16 protein-coding genes and 1 pseudogene are annotated in these 18,542 nt (G+C 62.2%); 11 read left to right on the top strand and 6 right to left on the bottom strand.

Going from position 1 to position 18,542, the window contains the following annotated elements; genetic code table 11:
* From VGE08_RS05880 to VGE08_RS05860, 5 genes are all read right to left on the bottom strand, one after another.
* Window positions 1–918 carry a phosphoribulokinase gene (locus VGE08_RS05880; RefSeq protein WP_331066919.1) on the bottom strand — a complete coding sequence of 306 codons (918 nt, stop codon included), beginning with the start codon at window positions 916–918 and terminating at the stop codon, window positions 1–3.
* Between the two features lie 21 nt (window positions 919–939).
* The gene (locus tag VGE08_RS05875; RefSeq protein WP_331066918.1) at window positions 940–2,010 is read right to left on the bottom strand and encodes a class 1 fructose-bisphosphatase; all 1,071 of its coding nucleotides are present in this window, start codon (window positions 2,008–2,010) and stop codon (window positions 940–942) included.
* A gap of 5 nt (window positions 2,011–2,015) precedes the next feature.
* The gene (cbbX, locus tag VGE08_RS05870; RefSeq protein ID WP_331066917.1) at window positions 2,016–2,969 is read right to left on the bottom strand and encodes a CbbX protein; all 954 of its coding nucleotides are present in this window, start codon (window positions 2,967–2,969) and stop codon (window positions 2,016–2,018) included.
* Between the two features lie 108 nt (window positions 2,970–3,077).
* Window positions 3,078–3,494: a ribulose bisphosphate carboxylase small subunit gene (locus VGE08_RS05865; protein ID WP_331066916.1), complete on the bottom strand. Its 417-nt coding sequence runs from the start codon at window positions 3,492–3,494 to the stop codon at window positions 3,078–3,080.
* Window positions 3,495–3,517: 23 nt separating this feature from the next.
* The gene (locus VGE08_RS05860) at window positions 3,518–4,978 is read right to left on the bottom strand and encodes a form I ribulose bisphosphate carboxylase large subunit (RefSeq protein WP_349258644.1); all 1,461 of its coding nucleotides are present in this window, start codon (window positions 4,976–4,978) and stop codon (window positions 3,518–3,520) included.
* Between the two features lie 173 nt (window positions 4,979–5,151).
* On the opposite strand from VGE08_RS05860, the gene VGE08_RS05855 reads away from it, so the two are divergent.
* The 5 genes and pseudogenes from VGE08_RS05855 to VGE08_RS05840 all read left to right on the top strand — a co-directional run bounded on the left by VGE08_RS05855 (window position 5,152) and on the right by VGE08_RS05840 (window position 8,788).
* Entirely contained in the window at window positions 5,152–6,111 is a 960-nt protein-coding gene (locus VGE08_RS05855) for a LysR family transcriptional regulator (protein WP_331066914.1), read from the top strand.
* Window positions 6,112–6,124: 13 nt separating this feature from the next.
* Window positions 6,125–6,232: pseudogene (locus tag VGE08_RS26300) on the top strand (short-chain dehydrogenase/reductase); the annotation flags it as partial.
* 310 nt (window positions 6,233–6,542) lie between these two features.
* Window positions 6,543–7,601: a 3-deoxy-7-phosphoheptulonate synthase gene (locus tag VGE08_RS05850; RefSeq protein ID WP_331066913.1), complete on the top strand. Its 1,059-nt coding sequence runs from the start codon at window positions 6,543–6,545 to the stop codon at window positions 7,599–7,601.
* A gap of 243 nt (window positions 7,602–7,844) precedes the next feature.
* Complete coding sequence (locus VGE08_RS05845) at window positions 7,845–8,258, top strand: YciI family protein (RefSeq protein WP_331066912.1); 414 nt, start codon at window positions 7,845–7,847, stop codon at window positions 8,256–8,258.
* A 173-nt stretch (window positions 8,259–8,431) separates the two neighbouring features.
* Window positions 8,432–8,788 (top strand): phage holin family protein, encoded by a 357-nt coding sequence (locus VGE08_RS05840; protein ID WP_331066911.1) that lies wholly within the window; start codon window positions 8,432–8,434, stop codon window positions 8,786–8,788.
* A 119-nt stretch (window positions 8,789–8,907) separates the two neighbouring features.
* On the opposite strand, the gene VGE08_RS05835 is transcribed toward VGE08_RS05840, so the two are convergent.
* Window positions 8,908–9,366 carry a hypothetical protein gene (locus VGE08_RS05835; RefSeq protein ID WP_331066910.1) on the bottom strand — a complete coding sequence of 153 codons (459 nt, stop codon included), beginning with the start codon at window positions 9,364–9,366 and terminating at the stop codon, window positions 8,908–8,910.
* Between the two features lie 121 nt (window positions 9,367–9,487).
* Between VGE08_RS05835 and VGE08_RS05830 the strand changes: the two genes are divergently transcribed.
* The 6 genes from VGE08_RS05830 to VGE08_RS05805 all read left to right on the top strand — a co-directional run bounded on the left by VGE08_RS05830 (window position 9,488) and on the right by VGE08_RS05805 (window position 18,530).
* Window positions 9,488–10,003 (top strand): DUF3280 domain-containing protein, encoded by a 516-nt coding sequence (locus tag VGE08_RS05830; RefSeq protein ID WP_331066909.1) that lies wholly within the window; start codon window positions 9,488–9,490, stop codon window positions 10,001–10,003.
* Between the two features lie 92 nt (window positions 10,004–10,095).
* Window positions 10,096–11,436, top strand: a complete 1,341-nt coding sequence (locus VGE08_RS05825; protein ID WP_331066908.1) for a DUF1080 domain-containing protein — start codon at window positions 10,096–10,098, stop codon at window positions 11,434–11,436.
* 32 nt (window positions 11,437–11,468) lie between these two features.
* Window positions 11,469–12,626, top strand: a complete 1,158-nt coding sequence (locus tag VGE08_RS05820; RefSeq protein ID WP_331066907.1) for a Gfo/Idh/MocA family oxidoreductase — start codon at window positions 11,469–11,471, stop codon at window positions 12,624–12,626.
* A 228-nt stretch (window positions 12,627–12,854) separates the two neighbouring features.
* A complete protein-coding gene (locus VGE08_RS05815; protein ID WP_331066906.1) occupies window positions 12,855–15,695 on the top strand; it encodes a TonB-dependent receptor in 2,841 nt (946 codons plus the stop codon).
* 19 nt (window positions 15,696–15,714) lie between these two features.
* Window positions 15,715–17,088, top strand: a complete 1,374-nt coding sequence (locus VGE08_RS05810) for a Gfo/Idh/MocA family oxidoreductase (protein ID WP_331066905.1) — start codon at window positions 15,715–15,717, stop codon at window positions 17,086–17,088.
* 68 nt (window positions 17,089–17,156) lie between these two features.
* The gene (locus tag VGE08_RS05805) at window positions 17,157–18,530 is read left to right on the top strand and encodes a putative oxidoreductase C-terminal domain-containing protein (protein ID WP_331066904.1); all 1,374 of its coding nucleotides are present in this window, start codon (window positions 17,157–17,159) and stop codon (window positions 18,528–18,530) included.
* Window positions 18,531–18,542: the final 12 nt, after the last annotated feature.

Genomic DNA, 18,542 nt, shown 5'->3' with positions numbered 1-18,542 from the left:
TCAAACCTCCGCAAGCTTCAGGCTGGAGCGAGTCGAGCGGCGCGCCAGCGATTCCTTACGGCGTTCGATCAGCCGCAGGATCATCGGCGTAAAGATCAGCTGCATGGCCAGGTCCATCTTGCCGCCCGGACACACGATGGTATTGGAACGGGACATGAACGAGTCGTGCAGCATCGACAGCAGGTATGGGAAGTCGATGCCCTGCGGGTTCGCGAACCGGATCACCAGGAACGATTCCTCCGGCGTGGGGATGAACCTCGCGATGAACGGATCGGACGTGTCGACCACGGGCACGCGCTGGAAGTTGATGTGCGTGCGGGAAAACTGCGGGCAGATGTAATGAACGTAGTCATGCATTCGCCGCAGGATGGTGTCGGCCACCGCCTCCGTCGAATAGCCACGCGTAGCACGGTCACGATGCAGCTTCTGAATCCACTCGAGATTGATGACCGGCACGACGCCGATCAGCAGGTCCACATGCTTCCAGATGTTGATATCGCCGTGAGCCGCGGCGCCGTGCAACCCTTCGTAGAACAATACGTCGGTCGGCTCCGGCAGGTCCTCCCACTCGGTGAATGTTCCGGGCTTCTGACCATAGGGCGCCGCCTCCTGCTCATCGTGCAGGTAACGGCGTCGCTTGCCGCGGCCGCACTCTCCATAAGTGCGAAACAGGCCATCGAGCTCCTCGAACAGGTTCGCGTCCGGCCCGAAATGGCTGAAGTACGTGTCGCCCTGCGCGACCGCCTCGGCCATTTTCTGTTTCATTCCTTCGCGGTCATAGCGATGAAAGCTGTCGCCTTCGATGAAGGCGGCGGTGATCGATTCACGACGAAAGATCTGCTCGAAGGTCCGCATGACCGATGTCGTACCGGCCCCCGAGGAACCCGTCACGGCAATGATGGGATGCGTGGCTGACATGTGTGTTTGCTCACCTGCTCGTTATGCGGGACTTCTGAGAACGCTGCGGGAGCCGAACAACGGCGCCTTGAATTCAAAATCGTTGCACTCGCGGTGATAGCGCTCGATGCGTTCGACCTCCGCCTTGGCCCCGAAGATGAAACCGATGCGCTGGTGCAGGCTGTCGGGCTTGACGGTCAGCACGGGCTCGCGTCCGGTGCTGGCGCGGCCGCCGGCTTGCTCGATCAGAAACCCGAGCGGATTCGCCTCGTACAGCAGGCGCAGGCGACCAGGCTTGGCGAGATCCTTGCGATCGCGCGGATACATATAAACGCCGCCGCGCATGAGGATGCGATGTGCTTCGGCCACCACGGCTGCCACCCAGCGCATATTGAAGTCGCGACCGCGGGGACCGCTGGCGCCTTCCTGGCATTCGCGGACGTAGCGCTTGATGGGCGCCTCCCAATAGCGCGAGTTCGACGCGTTGATCGCAAACTCGGACGTGGTCTCCGGGATACGCAGGTCTGGATGCGTCAACATGAACTCGCCGATCTCGCGATCGAGCGTGAAGCCGTGCACGCCCCGCCCGGTGCTGAGCACGAGCATGGTGGATGGACCGTAGATCGCGTAGCCGGCGCACACCTGCTCCGTGCCTGGCTGCAGAAAGTCCTGCTCGGTCGGATCGGTCACGCCTTCCGGACAACGCAGCACCGAGAAGATGCTGCCGGCCGCGACGTTTACATCGACATTGGCCGAGCCATCCAGCGGATCGAACAGCAACAGATACTTGCCGCAGGGATACTCCGCCGGAATCGCATAGGGCTTTTCCATCTCTTCCGACACCATGCCGGCGAGCTGGCCACCCCACTCGTTGGTGCGGATGAAAATCTCGTTGGCCAGCACATCCAGCTTGGTCTGCGTTTCGCCCTGCACATTCACCGAGTCGGCGTAGCCCACCGCACCCGACAGTGCACCTTTGCCGATCAGCGTCGCGATGCGCTTGCACGCCAGCCGGACATCGTTCACCAGCGCGGTGAAATTGCCGGTGGCATCCTCGTGGCGGCGTTGCTCTTCGATCAGAAATCGAGTCAACGTAGCTGGTGCGAGCGTCATGGTGGCTACTCCCGGTGATTGTCGTGCGTATCGGTTGTCGGTCTGCCGGCGGCTTCCGAGAACACCCGGCTGGCCCGGATGTCGGCAGCTTCGATAGTCATGAGATCGCTCCTTTCGAGCGTGCCGCCGCGGTGTGCAAACAAGCGACTGGCTTGACGCAGGCGCGCGCGATCGAGCGCATTGCGAACGGATCGCGCGTTCGCGAAGTGCGGCTGGTGCTGTCGCAGCTCGATGTATTCCCGTAACGCGACCTCTGCGTCGGCGCTCAAGACGTACTGCATCTGATCGAGCATCAGCGCCGCGATCTCCAGCAGCTCTTCCGACGTATAGTCCGGGAACGTGATGTGATGCGCGATGCGGGACGACAGGCCCGGATTGCTGCGGAAGAAGCGCTCCATGCGGTCTTCATAGCCGGCCAGAATCACCACCAGGTCGTCGCGATGGTTCTCCATTTCCTGCAGCAGGATCTCGATGGCCTCCTGGCCGTAGTCGCGCTCGTTCTCCGGCCGATACAAGTAATACGCCTCGTCGATGAACAGCACACCGCCCATGGCGCGCTTCAGCACCTCGCGCGTCTTCGGCGCGGTGTGACCGATGTACTGACCAACGAGATCATCGCGAGTCACGGCCACCATGTGGCCTTTGCGCACATAGCCCAGCCGATGCAGGATCTCCGCCATACGCAGCGCGACAGTCGTCTTGCCGGTGCCCGGATTACCGGTAAAGCTCATGTGCAGAGACAGCGCCTCGGTACTCAGCCCGGCCTGGCGACGCAGAGTGTCCACCAGCAGCAAGGCGCAAATATCACGAATGCGCGACTTCACCGGAGCGAGGCCGATCAGCTCGGAGTCGAGCTTGTCGAGCACCTCCGCGACATTCGAATCGCGAAAGGCCGCACCAAGATCGAGGCCCACGCCGAGTGCCTCATCGCCAACGGATTGTCTGAGCACAGAGTTCATGCAACGAATATCCCCTGCAACCGAAGCCAGCGGTTGGCGGTTGGTGGTTGGCGGTTGGTGGTTAGTGCGGTTCCGGCTAGCCACCAACCGCTAACCGCCAACCGCTGCTCAGTAGCGATGCCCCTCCGGCCGCCGCGTTGCGTACGAACGCAACGAATATCGCACCTGACGACCCGGGCCCTCTTCGCGCAGCAGCTCGAAACCAGGTTCTTCCGCCGGGCGCGCGACGATGAACGACAAGCGCACCGACTCGATGCCGCGCGTGGCATCGAAAGCATTGACCTTGATGTAACAGTTCGGGAACGTGCGTCGGCACGCCTCGACTTCTCGCATGATCCCGGCGGCGTCCTTCAGGTCGAACATGGGAATGCCGAACATTTCCCAGTACGTGTTGCGCGGATGCGGATCCTCGGTGTACTCGACCGACACCGCCCAGCCGCGCTCCAGGCAGTATTCGATCTGTGCGGTGATCTGCGCGTCGCTGAGATCGGGAAGGAACGAGAAGGTGCCTTGAGTGAGTCGCATAGCTGTTGTCTCGCGTAGTTACTTCAGGCGGCGGCGGTCGGCGTCGGAACGAAGTCGGGCGTGTCCGTGCTTGCGTAGTCGAACGTGACTTCGCCCCACGTATCCAGCGCTGCTCGCAGCGGCGTGCAATGCTTGGCGGCATCGGCGAGGATGGTCGGCCCTTCCCGCCAGATGTCGCGACCTTCATTGCGAGCCAGCACAATCGCTTCCAGCGCCACTCGATTGGCGGTCGCGCCGGCGGCGATGCCCATGGGATGACCGATCGTTCCACCGCCGAACTGCAGCACCACGTCGTCGCCGAGATAGGACAGCAGCTGATGCATCTGCCCCGCATGGATGCCGCCGGAAGCAACCGGCATCACGCCCGGCAAACCAGCCCAGTCCTGCTCGAAGAAGATGCCGCGCTGCAGATCCAGCGGGTTGTGCGGCTCGCGCAGCACGTTGTAGAAACCCTGCACCGAGTTCGGATCACCTTCGAGCTTGCCGACGATGGTGCCGGCGTGCACATGGTCCACGCCCGCCAGCCGCATCCACTTGGAAATGACACGGAAGGATATGCCGTGATTCTTCTGGCGCGTATATGTACTGTGACCGGCGCGATGCAGGTGCAGGATCATGTCGTTCTTACGCGCCCATCGTGACATCGACTGGATCGCGGTGTAGCCGATGATCAGATCGATCATCACGATCACCGAGCCCAGCTCCTTGGCGAATTCGGCGCGCTCGTACACATCCTCCATGGTGGCCGCGGTGACATTCAGATAGTGGCCCTTGATCTCACCGGTCGCGGCTTCGGCGCGGTTCACGGCCTCCATGCAGTTCAAGAAACGATCGCGCCAATGCATGAACGGCTGCGAATTGATGTTCTCGTCGTCCTTGGTGAAGTCGAGCCCGCCCTTGAGCGCCTCGTAGACCACGCGGCCATAGTTCTTGCCGGACAGGCCGAGCTTCGGCTTGACGGTGGCACCGAGCAGCGGGCGGCCGAACTTATCGAGCCGCTCGCGCTCGACGACGATGCCGGTGGCCGGCCCGGCGAACGTCTTCACGTAGGCCACCGGGAAGCGCATGTCTTCGAGCCGCAGCGCCTTGATGGGCTTGAAGCCGAACACGTTGCCGATGATCGACGCGGTCAGATTGGCGACCGAGCCGGGCTCGAACAGGTCAAGGTCGTAAGCGATGTACGCGAAGTACTGTCCGGGCGAGCCGGGCACGGGCTCGACCTTGTACGCCTTGGCGCGATAGCGATCGCAAGCCGTGAGCCGGTCGGTCCACACCACTGTCCAGGTCGCCGTTGAAGACTCACCCGCGACGGCCGCGGCGGCTTCGCTCGGATCGACGCCTTCCTGGGGCGTGATGCGGAACAGCGCCAGCACGTCGGTGTCCTTGGGTCGATAGCCGCTGTCCCAGTAGCCCATTTGCGCATACTTCAGGACGCCGGCCCGATAACGTTCCGCTGCCCCTTCCGGTGCGGCGCGATTGCCCATTTTCTTCATGGTCGTCGTTGCCTCGTCACTGCCACCACTTGGGGCACAGCGTCGCCTGTCTCGACCCATTAGGTCCAATTCGATTTAGTTGGTCCCAACATAAGCTTTCCTTATCCAGCGCGGCGGGCTATGGTGTCGCCCGCGGGCTTCTGCTGCGTGATCCGGAGCTGTCCATGCCGATGCGCAACGTCACGTTGAGACAAATGCGAGTTTTCGCCGCGGTGGCGCGGTCTCGCTCGTTCACGCGGGCCGCCCGCGAGCTGCATCTGACCCAACCCGCCATCTCCCAGCAGATCAAACTGCTGGAGACCGAAGTGGGCATGCCGCTGCTCGAGCACCTCGGCCGGCAGATCCATCTCACGGCAGCCGGTGATGAGTTATTGCGCTATGCGTCCCAAGTAACGGAACTGCTACGCGAAGCGGGTGAATCGCTCTCCGCCATGCGCGGGCTCAAACGGGGTGTCCTGAAACTTGGCGCCGTGAGCACGGCCAAGTATTTCGCCCCTTCCTTGCTGTCGGAATTCGCTCCGAAGTATCCGGAGGTGACCATCCGCTTCACGGTAGGCAACCGGGAAGAAATCATCCATCAGCTGGCGTCCAACGAGATCGACCTGGTGATCATGGGCCGGCCGCCGCGCGAGTTGGTGACGGTGGCCGAGCCGTTCGCCAAGCATCCGCTCGTCATCATCGCCGCGCCCAATCATCCGTTAGCAAACAAGCGGCGCATTCCATTGCAGCGGTTGAGCAGCGAGAACTTCATCATTCGCGAGGCCGGTTCCGGAACGCGCGCGTCGATGGAGCATGTGTTCAAGGAGCATGGCGTGCAGATCCGTGCATCGATGGAAGTCAGCAGCAACGAAACCATCAAGCAAGCGGTGATGGCCGGGATGGGCATCAGTTTCATCTCCATCCACACGGTGGCGCTGGAGCTGGCCGCCGGCAAGCTCACCATATTGAATGTCGCCGGCTTGCCGTTGCTCCGCGATTGGTTCGTGATTCACCTGCGCGACAAGCACCTGTCACCGATCACCGCGGCGTTTCGCAGCTTTCTGCTGGAGAACGGCACGGCCATCATTCGCAAGACTGTCGAGGAAAGCGAACTGGTGCGGCGTATCGCGTCTGCCCAGCGTTAGCTTGCGGCTTCCGGTGACCACGGAAGCGGATATAGCTGATGCCGCATGGCGTGCCGCAAACGATACTTCGGGGCGGCTGCGCTTCCCTGCGGGTGCGGATGCCTTGGCGCTTGCCGCTACTCGGGCTCGAGCGTCGCCCTATCTGCCGGATTTCATCCGACGAACGCTCCCCGGCCCAAGCGTTGCCGCTCCGACGGACCGGTCTTGCACAGGATTAGTTGCCGAATCCCGTGGACTTGTGCTATCAAACGGCACATGAATCGCTCACCCGCCCGCTTCTGGCGCTATTTTTACTATTTCCGGTATCCGAACCCGCTGGCGGAAGGATCGAGCTCGATTTGCTGAAACCCCGAACGAGAATCGACGAAAAAACCGCCAGTCCCCTGGCGGTTTTTTTTTGCCGCCATGACTGGCCCTCAACTGGAGTCACTGTGAACGCCCGTACCGATGATCTGCGCATTCGCGAAATCAGGGAGCTGGTCCCTCCTTACCAAGTCATGCGCGAATACGCCTGCTCCGAAACCGCCACAGCCACGGTGGAGCAAAGCCGCCGGGCTCTACAGAGCATCGTGCACGGTCGCGACGACCGCCTGGCCGTGGTCATCGGCCCCTGCTCGATTCACGATCCCGAAGCGGCGCTGGACTATGCGCGCCGGCTGCGCGAACAGCGCGAGCGCTTCAAGAGCGAGCTGGAAATCGTCATGCGCGTGTATTTCGAGAAACCGCGCACCACCATCGGCTGGAAGGGGCTCATCAACGATCCCGACCTCGACGGCAGCTTCAATATCAATCGCGGGCTGCGCATCGCGCGGCAGCTGCTTCGGGACGTGAACAGTCTCGGCTTGCCGGCCGGCTGCGAATTCCTCGACATCATCACCCCCCAGTACATCGGTGATCTGGTGGCGTGGGGCGCGATCGGAGCACGCACCACCGAAAGCCAGGTGCATCGCGAGATGACCTCGGGCCTGTCCTGTCCGGTCGGCTTCAAGAACGGCACCGACGGCAATGTGAAGATCGCCATCGACGCCGTCCAGGCGGCGTCCAATCCGCATCATTTTCTCGCTGTCACAAAGGAAGGCCACAGCGGCATCGCGACCACCACCGGCAACCAGGATTGCCACGTGATCCTGCGCGGCGGCAAGGAGCCCAACTACGACGCTGCCAGCGTCGATGCGGTATGCCGTCAGCTCGAAGCTGCGAAACTGCCAACGCGCATCATGATCGATGTGAGTCATGGGAATAGTTCCAAGCGGCCCGAGAACCAACCCGTCGTGGTGGCCAACCTTGCCGAGCGCATCGCTGCCGGCGAGCAACGCATCAGCGGCGTGATGGTGGAAAGCCATCTGCAAGCCGGCCGCCAGGACCTGGTGCCTGGACAAACATTGGAATACGGCAAGAGCATTACGGACGGCTGCATCGACTGGCCAACCTCAGTGCAAGTCCTCGAGCAACTGGCGGACGCCGTGGCTACGCGCAGAAGAGCTTCGTAAACGATCGTCATAAGCAATGCGCCCTCGGGATGGGGGCGCTGGTGTCGCATTGGCCACGATCTGGGGCCATGTGCTGCTGGTGGCGCGCGCCAATCCCGTCCAGGCATTGCGATATGAATGAATACGCGTGACGTCGCAATGATTGCGCCGCTCGCGGTTGCATGCGCTGCCACTCCAGACAACGCCCTCCGACGTTTGCTATTCTGGTTATCCATACAGTCGATCAGACACAGGTGGGAAGCCATGAGCCCGACGAGCGACAACCAGGCGCTGTCCGATTACATGATCATTTCCAAGGGCCAGTGGGACGAGGACAAATCTCCCGAGCAGATCCAGCAAGCCATCGATGCTTTCTATCTCTGGCGTGACCAGCTGGTCGCGGCGGGCAAGATGCATTCCGGTCAGCGGCTGTCGCGCGAGAAGAGGGTGGTCTCCAAGCACGGCATTACCGACGGTCCGTTCGCGGAAACCAAGGAAGTAATCGGCGGCTATTGGTTTTTCAGGGCCGGCAGCCTTGAAGAAGCGGCCGCACTCGCCGCGCAGAATCCTTGCCTCGCCTGCGGGCTGAGTTACGAAGTCCGGCCCACGGATCCCGAACGTTGCTCCGCCTACGGCCAGACCAGCGAAACTCCGGCGAGCCGCCGGATCGAAGCCTGAGGACAGGAGCGGCGTCGCGTCCATTCCAGCCAGATTGAACGTTTGTCAATCGGGTCATGGGCTAATGCCAGCAGTGCATCGCAGCCGGGCATTCTGGTGTTAGTCTTGCGATTGTTACGTGCACGCATTGTTACGTGCCCTTGCGGCACGAGCCGGTCGAAGGAGCATGACTCATGAGCCTGATCCTCTCCTGGCTGATCCTGTCCCTGGCGGTCTGGGTCACGGATGCCGTTCTGCCTGGCTTCCATGTCAAAGGGCCCAAGAGCGCCGTGCTGGTGGCCGCCATTTTTGGCGTGCTGAATTTTCTCCTGGGCTGGCTGCTGTTCGCGCTGTTCACCGTCGCGACGCTCGGCATCGCCTGGCTGCTCGCCTTCATCACGCGCTGGATCATCAATGCGATCCTGCTGGTCCTGACCGATAAGCTCACCGATCACTTGAAGATCGACAGCTTCGGCTGGGCGCTGGGCGGCGCGCTGGTGATGTCCTTGGTCGGCACGGCCGGCGAATGGGTGGTGCGCTCGGTGTTCTGACCCGTTGCCCGCCGGCCGCGCGGCTTGCTCAGCGCATATTCGCGCATATTCGCGATCGGCGAGGACGGCCCCAGAAACTCGAGCAGCTCCTTCCGCCCGCCCCCATGACGGCGGGTCCGTCAGGTCACTTCGATCTCCACCGTGGAGCCGACCACGGTGCGGCCTTCTTCGCATTTGACCTTGCCGATGGGCGTCAACTTCACGGTGCCCTTGACCATCATGGTGGCAACCCGGCTCTTGTTCAGCTGATATTCCTGCGGGAACTGCACGGCGCCTTCGGGGATCACTTCCCACTGCACGCTGTGCGCCACTTCCGGCTCCACTTCCACCGGCGGCCGATAGACCCAGCACTGGCCGGGCTTGAGCTCGTTGCGCGGGATTTGTTTCCAATTGCCGGTGGTGCGCTGCTCGACGTGCAGCACGACATTTTCGCCCAGCTTGACGGTGGTCGGCGACGCGGATGCGTTCAACTCGACTGTTTGTTCCCCTTCGAGTACATACACGGTCGGCGCGCGCTGCTCGCAGCCGGCCAGGGAGCCAAGCACGACCGGGACGGCAAGCACGGAGATGAATCGCATGGTGATGTTCTTGACCCGAATGGACACTCGATCGGCCACAATCGTGCATGAATTACGCGCCAGGCGCCACGTCCGATTTACCGGCTGGACCGCCAGACAATGGCAGTCCTACCATCGCCGCATGACGCAATCATTCCGCTTCGCCCTGGCTCTGCTCGCCTGCGTCGCCGGTTCAGTCGCAGCCGCGGCCGAACGTCCCACCCTCGTGGTCCTCGATATGGAGATCATCGGAGATCTCGGCGGGCCTGAATTCGCCAAGGAACACGAAGCGCGACTGCAAGCAGCCAGCGCCAAGCTCCGGGACAGTCTTGCCAGCACCGGCATGTATCAGTTGGTTGACACAGCGCCGGCGCAGGACGCGATCGATCAGCTCAAATCCCGCCATCGCTATCTGCACGACTGCAACGGCTGCGATCTCGACATCGGCCGGCAGCTCGGCGCCGACCAGGTGCTCGTCTCCTGGGTCTATCGCGTCAGCGCGCTGGTCTTGTCGCTTCATTACGAAATTCACGACGTGGCATCGGAACAGGTGCTGGCGCGCAAGTCCTTCGCATTCAGAGGCGACAACGACACCGCTTGGATGCGTGCGATCGACTACATGGTGCGCGACCTGAAAGAATCCCGCTCGCAAAACTGATATCGGCCCTCAGTACCTCGCTGCGTCCCGGTCCGCTATGCTCGGCGCCACGCCGATTCGGCGGACGATATTTCAACGCGAGGGACTCGACAATGAAGCTCGTCCTGAGATGGATCGCGATGCTGCCGCTGTTGGCCGGCGTGGCACAGGCGGCGGATGAAGCTGAATGGCAATCGCTGTTCGACGGCAAATCGCTCAGCGGCTGGCGCCTGGTCAACGGCGCGGCCAGTTACGAAGTGATCGACGGCGCCATCGTCGGCACCACCAAGGCGGGCACGCCCAACAGTTTCCTGGCCACCGAACGCACCTTCGACGATTTCATCCTGGAATTCGAAGTCAAGCAGACGGTTGGCCCGACCAACAGCGGCGTGCAGTTTCGCAGCCAGAGCAAGCCCGATGTGATGGCCGGCCGTGTGCACGGCCCGCAGATGGATCTCGACCCTTCGGAGCGCCAGTGGAGCGGCGGTCTGTACGATGAAGCCATGAGCGGCTGGTGGTATCCGGGCACGCTGAATCCGCAGCCGGGCCTGTATAAATTCAACGAATGGAACCAGATCCGCATCGAGGCCATCGGCCCATCGATGCGCACCTGGGTCAACGGCAAGTTGTCCGCACATGTGCTGGACGCCACTTACCAAGACGGCTTCATCGCGCTGCAGGTGCATTCGATCGACAAGCCCGACGAGGCCGGCCGCAAGATCCACTGGCGCAATCTGCGGATCAAACAACACCCGGCCGCCTCGCCGGTCGGGACCGGCATCTTCGTCCGCAACACCATTGCCAATGACCTGAGCGAAGTGGAACGCAAGCAAGGCTGGCAGCTGCTGTGGGACGGAACTTCCACGTCGGGCTGGCGCAGCGTCAAGGACAATGCGTTTCCGACGCGCGGCTGGCGAATAAAGGACGGCGAGTTGATCGTCACCGGCGCTGGCGGCGGCGACATCGTCACCGACCATACCTTTGGCGCGTTCGAGCTGCAGCTCGATTTCCAGCTCACGCCTGGCGCCAACAGCGGCATTTTGTATTTCGTCGGCGACTACGGCACCGACCGCCTGCTGGGACTCGAATATCAGCTGCTCGACGACGAGCGGCACGACGATGCCAGGCTAGGCAAAGACGGCAATCGCACCTTGGCGTCCTTGTACGATATCCAACCGCGCGGCCGTCTCATGACCAACGTCGGCATCGCACCCCAGATCGGCAAGTGGCAGCATGCGCGCATCGTCGCGACCGCCGATGGAAACATCGAGCATTGGCTCAATGGCGTCAGGGTCCTGAGCTTCAATCGCAACTCCGAGGACTTCCGCGCCCGCGTGGCCGCGAGCAAGTTCAAGGACGTCGAAAATTTTGGTGGACTGGAACGGGGCCATATCCTGCTGCAGGACCATGGCGACGAGGTCCGCTTCCGCAGCATCAAGATCCGTCCGCTCTAGACAAATCCGCGGTTCTTCGAGGAAACAGCTTCATGACCAGCACAGATCGACGCGCCTTTCTGCAAGCCACCGGCCTCGCCGGAGCATTCTCGGCCCTGTCTTCGTCGGCATTCGGGCAGACCGCTGCAGGCTCGGCCATACACGAGAAGGCGCAAAGCGCCGCGCCCGAAGCCAAACATTCCATTCGCTTCGGCGTCATCGGCCTGGATCATGCGCACATCTATGGCATGACACAGGCGGTGCAACGTGGTGGCGGCAAGGTAGTGGCCGTGTATGGCACCGACAAGCAACAAATAGCTGATTTTCTCGCCAGATTCGGCGACGTGAAGGTCGCGCGCAGCGAGCACGAAATCCTCGAGGACAAGTCGATTCAATTGATTCTCGGCGCGCCTGTCCCCGACCAGCGCGCGCCTCTTGGCGTCAGGGCAATGCGAGCCGGCAAGGACTATCTCGCCGACAAGCCGGGCATCGTCACGCTCGAACAATTGGAGGAAGTGCGCCGCGCGGTCGCGGAAACCGGCCGCAAGTTCGCCATCATGTATTCGGAACGCCTCGAAGTGCGCGCGGCCGTGTACGCAGGTGAGTTGATCAAGCGAGGCGCCATCGGCAAGGTCATCCAGACCATCAATCTGGGGCCGCATCGGGTGAACGCGCCGTCGCGTCCGGACTGGTTCTGGGACAAGGCCCGCTTCGGCGGCATTCTCACCGACATCGGCTCGCATCAGGCCGATCAATTTCTGTACTACACCAACAGCACCAGGGCGCGCGTGATCGCCTCCCAGACCGGCAATCTCGCTCATCCCGAACATCCTCGCTTCGAGGATTTTGGCGACATGCTGATCCAGGGTGACGGCGGCACCGGCTACGTGCGCGTCGACTGGTACACGCCCGACGGGCTCGGTACCTGGGGCGACGGTCGCCTGTTCGTGCTCGGCACCGAGGGCTACCTCGAGTTGCGCAAGTACATCAATGTGGCCTCGAATCTGTCGGGCGGCAATCACCTCTACATCGTCGACAACAAACAGGCGCGCTACATCGACTGCAGCGCCGTCGAGCTGCCGTTCGGCCCGCAGTTCGTCACCGACATCGTCGAGCGCACCCAGGTTGCGCAGGATCAGCAGCAGGCGCTGCTCGCGGCCGAGCTGGTGCTGCTGGCGCAGAAGCATGCGACCCGACCAATCCTGAGTTAAATTGGTCAGGCCATGTTAGCGATCACAATTCAGCATTGACAGCCTTGCCCTAGCCGTCTAACAATCCACTGGTCAGGCCACTTTCCAACGCCGAACGTGGCCGGTCAGGGGGAACTACCAGGTCAGAACGCCGCTGCCAGCGGCGCGGTCGCGCTCGTCCGCGACAGATCAAACATTCCTCCCGTCGATTCGACCCTGCAGTGGCCAACGAGAGCGGAGGAGCTGAAGATGAGTCGAGGCATTGCTACGACTGGCGCAGGTTTACTGTCGCTGTGTCTGGGGACCCTGGCAGCTGCACAGGAAACAACAACAACACCGGCTGGTGGCCAACTCGAAGAAGTGGTGGTTACCGGTTTTCGCGAAAGTCTCGAAGTGGCGCTGGAAGCCAAGCGCCAATCGGTCAACTTCACGGATTCCATCTCGGCCGAGGACGTCGGCAAGCTGCCGGACAACAACCTGGCCGAAGCCCTGCAGCGCGTGCCCGGCGTGCAAATCTCCCGCACCAACGGCGAAGGCCAGCAAATCTCGCTGCGTGGCATGGGGCCGAGTTTCGCTCGCGTGCTGCTCGATGGCATGCCGATTTCGGCGGCCTCCGAAGGCAGCGTGGATCAGCAGGCGCGCAATCGCGAATTCGATTTCGACCTGCTGCCCTCGGAAATCTTCAGCATGCTGCAGGTGTCCAAGACACCGCGCGCCAGCCTCGTCGAAGGCGGTCTGTCCGGCACCGTGGACCTGCGCACGCCGCGCCCGTTCGACTACAACGGTTTTCAGGGCAGCTATCAGCTGCAAGGCGCGTATCAATCGTCGTCCGAAGAGATCGATCCTCGCGCCAGTTTCCTCATCAGCAACAACTGGGATGGCAAATTCGGTGCGCTGCTGAGTTTCTCGATGTCACAGCGCACGTTCCGCACCGACGGCTGGTCTTCGCAAGGTTGGACCTCGGGCCGAGTCACTGGCAACCCGCCTGCGACAGGGTATGCGGCCGGTTTTACATGGAACCTGCCGAGCGTGGAAGCTTCGGCGGCCAACCAGGCGCCGGATTTCATCAACGAATCCGGCCTGAGCAACGCGGCGCTGGCCAATGCGCAAGTGCCGCGGCTGGGCCGACCGGAAGTGCAGGTCGGCGATCGCGATCGCGTCGGCGGCACGCTGGCGTTGCAGTGGGCGCCCAACGACGACCTGCTGCTCAACCTCGATGTGATCTACGCCAAGCTGGAGTCCGACTTCGATCGCTACACCAACAATCTGCTGGTACGTAACACCACGCCGAACACCGCAGGAGCGACCGGGTTCGGCTATCTCACACCCAGCAACTTCCAGATCGACCAGAACAACACGCTGACGCGCGGCACCCTGCTAGGCGCCAAGTTCTGGTCGGAAAACCGCTTGTTCCAGCAGGAATCGGATTTCAAGCACCTCGGTATCGGCGCCGCATGGCAGATCACCGACAACATCGCCCTGGATGTGAAGGCATCCAAGGCGGAGTCGGATTTCCGCTGGCGCATGACCACGTACCTGTTCCTGTCGCAGCCCGGCCAGGTCGACATTGCCGTGAACGGCGGCATTCCGGTGATCACTCCGCAATTGGATCTGGCCGATGTGAGCAACTGGCGGTTCGACACCGTGCGCGTGCAACCGCGGACGCGCGATGAAGAGACCGAAAACTTTTCGTTGAATCTCACTTTCGGCGACGACGAAAGAAACATTCGAGTTGGCGCGCTCGCCAGCAACTTCACGCGCGAGCGCATCGCCTACTCGTCTTCCGTCGGTGTGGCCCAGGGAGCTGCGTTGACGCCCTTCGGATACACCGGCAGCGCCAATCTCAACGAATTCAACATCGCCAATTTCGCCCGCGTCGTGCCGGTGAACTACGGCGAGCATTTCGACGGCCCATCCGGCTACAACCGCTGGATCGTCAGCGACCTGCGCGCGTTCAGCGGCATGATGAATCCCGATGCGCTGGACGCTGCCGCCAACCTGGACTACCAGAACTCCGGCACCTTCGACGAAGACAGCCTGTCGGCGTATGTGGAAGGCAATGCTGCGTTCGATCTGTGGGGCCGCACCCTGCGCGTCAATGCCGGCCTGCGCTACGTCAAGACCAAGCACGAAATGTTCGGCTTCGTAATCACGCCGACCACGCCGGCGGCGTCCGCCAACCTGTTCGGGCTGGATCAGAGCGATTACGGTCCCAGGTTCACGGATGGCGAATATTCCGAAACGCTGCCGTCGCTGAATCTCTCCTATGACGTGACCGATCGCTTGCTGGCAAGGTTCTCCGCCTCCCAGGCCATGACGCGCCCCAATCCGGGCGACCTGCAGCCGTTCACGTTCATCACCACCGATGGCCGCGTGCAGCAAGGCAATCCCGCCCTGGAGCCGTATCTCGCCGACCAGCTCGACGGCGGCCTGGAATGGTATTTCGCCGAAGGCGCGGTGCTGGGCGGCAACTTGTTCTACAAGGAGATCACCGGCTTCGTGGAGCGACAGAACGTGCCGCAGCCGTTCCGCAACGCCGGCATCTCGATCGACACCATCACCGACCCGACCATCCTGGCACTGCTGCCCGACGGGCTCGACAGCATCCTGTTGTTCAACACGCCCGTGAACATCGAGGAGACGACCTATCTGAAGGGCCTCGAGCTGCTCTACCAGCAACGCCTCGATCAGCTGCTGCCGGGCCTGGGCGTGACGCTGAATTACACGCGCCTGGACTCTGGCAGCCAGACCATCCTCGGCCTTGCCGAAACCAACTACAACGCCGTGGCGTACTACGAGACCCCGCGCTTCGCGGTGCGCCTGTCGTACAACTATCGCGACGACTACGTCGAGTGCGAGGTGAACTGCGGCTCGACGTCACTGGAAACCAGCTATCGCCGCGAGGCTGGTTACCTGGATCTGTCCAGCAGTGTGAACTTCGATGCGCTCGGCCAGGAACTGACGCTGAGCTTCGAAGCGCTCAATCTGACCGATGAGGAGGAGTATTCGTTCTACGGTTACGAGAACCGCACGAATACGTTGAACAAGCCGGGGCGCCAGTTCATTCTGGGCATTCGCGGCCAATTCTAGGGACTATCGAGAGGTCGACATGAGATCACGACACCCCGCCAGCGCCATCTCCCGCCGTAGCTTTGGCAAGACGTTGCTGGGTGTGTCGTTGCCGTTGATCCTGCCGGACCGGCTGCTGGCAGCAGCCGGTCCGAACAGCCGCATTCGAGTGGGCCAGATCGGTTGTGGCCGCATCGCACGCGACCATGACATGCCCGGCGTTCTCAAATCCGGGCTCGCCGACATCGTCGCGGTGTGCGACGTGGATGCCAATCGTGCCGCCGGCGGCAAGGTCCATCTGGAAAAACTCTATCGCGATGCCAACCTCACCGTGCCGCCGATCAGCGTGCATGGCGACTATCGCGAGATCATCCAGCGCAAGGACATCGATGCCGTGGTCATCAGCACGCCGGACCATTGGCATGCCGAGCCTGCGCTGGCGGCGGTGCTCGCCGGCAAGGATGTCTATCTGCAGAAGCCATTCACCATGACCATCGCCGAAGGCATCGTGCTCAGAGATGCAGTGGCCCGCACCAAGCGCATCCTGCAGGTCGGCAGCCAGCAGCGCTCATGGAAACAATTCAGGCAGGCGGCCGAGCTGATTCGCTCGGGGCGCATCGGCCAGGTCCGGCGCGTCGAGATCGGTTTGCCCATCGATCCCACCGCCCCGGACGATCCGGTGCAGCCGGTGCCGGAAGAGCTCGACTACACGAAGTGGCTGGGGCCTGCCGGGTTCGCTTATTACACGCAGCAGCGCGTGCATCCGCGCCAAGGCTTCTCACGACCGGGTTGGCTGCGCAACGAGTCGTTCTGCCTGGGCATGATCACCGGCTGGGGCTCGCACCACTACGACACCATGCACTGGGCTTTGAATCTGGAATCGACCGGACCGTCGCGCGTCGAAGGCACCGCGGAGTTTCCTACCAACAGGATCTGGAACGTTCACGGCGCATACGACGTCAAGCTCACCTATCCCGGCGACATCCGTGTGCATGTTTCCGACCAGCACAACAACGGTCTGAAATTCCTCGGCGACGACGGCTGGATCTGGGTGACACGCGACGGCCAGGCGACCGCCAGCGATCCCAAATCCGGCAACACGTTGCCGCCGCTCGATGCCAGCGACCCGCGCTTGCTGGACCCCAAAGGACTGAAAGTCGAGCTGCCTCGCAGCGACAATCATCACAAGAACTGGCTGGAGAGCGTCATCTCCCGCAAGGACCCGCTCGCGCCCGCGCGTGTCGCACATCGCAGCGGCAGCGCGTGCATCGTGAGCTGGATCGCAATGAAACTGAAGCGCCCGCTCACCTGGGACGCGCAAGCCGAACGTTTCGTCGACGATGCCGAGGCGAATGCCCTGCTGTCGCGTCCGGAACGGGAGCCCTACGGCGTATCGGGCCTGGCCGCTACTTGAGCGCCCGGTCGTTCACTAGCGTGATTGCTCCCGATTCAATAGCCCCGCTTCGATTACCCAAAGATTGAATGATGCGAATTCGGTTGCAGAGCTTCATCGGCGCGACGCTGATGTTCGGTGTGTTCTCGAGTGCCCATGCCGAAGGCGTGACCGGTTCGGTGCGCCTCATGACGCTCGATCCCGGTCACTTCCATGCCGCCCTGGTGCAGAAGCTCATGTACCAGGGCGTCGATCCGCTGGTGCACGTCTATGCCCCGCAGGGAGACGACGTCATCGAGCACATGAAGCGCATCGAAGGCTTCAACACTCGCAAGGAGCAACCAACGCACTGGCGCACCGAGCTTTACACCGGCCCGGACTATCTGCAACGCATGCTCAGGGAGGGGGACGGCAACGTCGTCGTCATCTCCGGCAACAATGCCCAGAAGGCGCAGTACATCCTGAAATCCATGCAGGCGGGCTTGAACGTGCTCGCCGACAAGCCGATGGCGATCACGCCGGCGGACCTGGACGAGATCGAGCAGGCATTCGCCATCGCCGAGAAGAACGGCACACTGCTTTACGACATCATGACCGAACGTTTCGAGATCACCTCGATCCTGCAGCGTGAGTTGTCACGGCAGCCGGACTTGTTCGGCACGCTGCTCGAGGGCACGCCCGCCGATCCGGCGATTCGCAAGGAAAGCGTGCATCACTTCTCCAAGGTCGTGGCCGGCTCGCCTCTGAAACGGCCGCAGTGGTTCTTCGATGTTCGCCAGCAGGGCGAGGGACTGGTCGATGTCACTACGCATCTGGTGGACCTGGTGCAGTGGCAGGCATTTCCCGAACAAACATTGCAGCCCAGCGACGCAAAGGTGTTGAGCGCACGGCGCACGCGCACACCGCTGACGCTCGAACAATTCACCAAAGTTACAGGGGCAACGGCGTTCCCGGATTTCTTGCAGCCGGACGTCCAGAACGGCGTGCTCAACGTCTACGCGAATGGCGAATTTACCTATCGGCTGCGCGATGTGCATGCGCTGGTGTCGGTGAAGTGGGCCTTCGAAGCTCCGCCGGGCGGCGGTGACACGCACTTCTCGGTCATGCGCGGCTCGAAGGCCACCCTGACCATCCAGCAAGGCGCCGCCCAGCAATTCAAGCCGGTGCTGTACATCGAGCGCGCCAGCAACGTGAGCGCTGCCGCCCACGAAGCTGCCGTGACAGCGGCGATTGCATCGTTGCAGAGCGACTACCCTGGAGTGGGCGTGCGCCCAGACGGCGACCGGTGGGCGGTCACTGTGCCGGACAAATACAACGTCGGGCACGAAGCGCATTTCGCGCAGGTCACGGAGAACTTCCTGAAGTACCTGCGTTCGGGACAACTGCCGGCCTGGGAAGTCCCGAACATGCTGACCAAGTACGCCACCATCATGCAGGCGTACCAGCTCAGCCGCGCTCCCTGAGGGGCTTCGAGC

Source organism: Steroidobacter sp. (assembly GCF_036406195.1).
Classification (GTDB): Bacteria; Pseudomonadota; Gammaproteobacteria; order Steroidobacterales; family Steroidobacteraceae; genus Steroidobacter.
Note: the sequence above shows the minus strand (reverse complement) of the source record. Positions and strands in the feature narration are given on the sequence as shown.

Excerpts from the sequence above, each read along its gene's own strand:
- VGE08_RS05880 (WP_331066919.1), bottom strand. The coding sequence starts at position 918 with ATGTCAGCCACGCATCCCATCATTGCCGTGACGGGTTCCTCGGGGGCC.
- VGE08_RS05875 (WP_331066918.1), bottom strand. The coding sequence starts at position 2,010 with ATGACGCTCGCACCAGCTACGTTGACTCGATTTCTGATCGAAGAGCAA.
- cbbX (WP_331066917.1), bottom strand. The coding sequence starts at position 2,969 with ATGAACTCTGTGCTCAGACAATCCGTTGGCGATGAGGCACTCGGCGTG.
- VGE08_RS05865 (WP_331066916.1), bottom strand. The coding sequence starts at position 3,494 with ATGCGACTCACTCAAGGCACCTTCTCGTTCCTTCCCGATCTCAGCGAC.
- VGE08_RS05860 (WP_349258644.1), bottom strand. The coding sequence starts at position 4,978 with ATGGGCAATCGCGCCGCACCGGAAGGGGCAGCGGAACGTTATCGGGCC.
- VGE08_RS05855 (WP_331066914.1), top strand. The coding sequence starts at position 5,152 with ATGCCGATGCGCAACGTCACGTTGAGACAAATGCGAGTTTTCGCCGCG.
- VGE08_RS05845 (WP_331066912.1), top strand. The coding sequence starts at position 7,845 with ATGAGCCCGACGAGCGACAACCAGGCGCTGTCCGATTACATGATCATT.
- VGE08_RS05840 (WP_331066911.1), top strand. The coding sequence starts at position 8,432 with ATGAGCCTGATCCTCTCCTGGCTGATCCTGTCCCTGGCGGTCTGGGTC.
- VGE08_RS05835 (WP_331066910.1), bottom strand. The coding sequence starts at position 9,366 with ATGCGATTCATCTCCGTGCTTGCCGTCCCGGTCGTGCTTGGCTCCCTG.
- VGE08_RS05830 (WP_331066909.1), top strand. The coding sequence starts at position 9,488 with ATGACGCAATCATTCCGCTTCGCCCTGGCTCTGCTCGCCTGCGTCGCC.
- VGE08_RS05825 (WP_331066908.1), top strand. The coding sequence starts at position 10,096 with ATGAAGCTCGTCCTGAGATGGATCGCGATGCTGCCGCTGTTGGCCGGC.
- VGE08_RS05820 (WP_331066907.1), top strand. The coding sequence starts at position 11,469 with ATGACCAGCACAGATCGACGCGCCTTTCTGCAAGCCACCGGCCTCGCC.
- VGE08_RS05815 (WP_331066906.1), top strand. The coding sequence starts at position 12,855 with ATGAGTCGAGGCATTGCTACGACTGGCGCAGGTTTACTGTCGCTGTGT.
- VGE08_RS05810 (WP_331066905.1), top strand. The coding sequence starts at position 15,715 with ATGAGATCACGACACCCCGCCAGCGCCATCTCCCGCCGTAGCTTTGGC.
- VGE08_RS05805 (WP_331066904.1), top strand. The coding sequence starts at position 17,157 with ATGATGCGAATTCGGTTGCAGAGCTTCATCGGCGCGACGCTGATGTTC.